This window comes from Bacillus sp. P4_D3 (assembly GCF_056401855.1).
The window spans coordinates 1-590 of sequence record NZ_JBFUIN010001276.1; the positions used below are offsets into that span (position 1 = coordinate 1).

Below are 590 nucleotides of genomic sequence, written 5' to 3' on the forward strand. Positions count from 1 at the left end.
CTATGGAAGCTCGCCAATTGCAGTTATTTCTTAAAGGAATAAATAATTTGGATAAAACGTTCACTCAAACGTTTTATAAGCATGTTTCTAAGATTATCAAAACACCTTGGGAAATGACGACAACGGAGATAGCACGTCATCCTAAGTTACAGAAAGAATTAACTATGAAACAAAAATTTCAGCAATGGTATACGAAACAAATATATCAGCTTTCTGCAAGTGATTCTGATATTTATATTCGGTTAGTCAGAGTTATGAACTTAATTCGAAGTCCTTTTCATCTTTTTCATCCTAGAGTATTACTTACTGTATTACTCAGACGAAAGAAATAGCAGGGAAATTATCGTTTAAAAAAGAATGTATAACAGTTAGTAAATCAAGAAGGGGTAAACGGGATGGAAATATACATAGAACAATTAAAGAATCAAGATGCTGAAGATTTATTTAATTTTGAACTCACGAACAAATCATTTTTTGAAACAATGGTACCAAGTCGTGGTTCTAATTATTACGTGTATGAATACTTTCAAAAGCAACTTGACGAATTATTAAAAGAACAAACTGAGGGGATTTCTTATTTTCATCTCATA

2 pseudogenes are annotated in these 590 nt (G+C 31.0%); both read left to right on the top strand.

The window, feature by feature from the left end:
* Positions 1–332: pseudogene (locus AC1DTM_RS30775) on the top strand (glutamate synthase); the annotation flags it as partial.
* Positions 333–395: 63 nt separating this feature from the next.
* A pseudogene (locus AC1DTM_RS30780) lies at positions 396–590 on the top strand (GNAT family N-acetyltransferase); the annotation flags it as partial.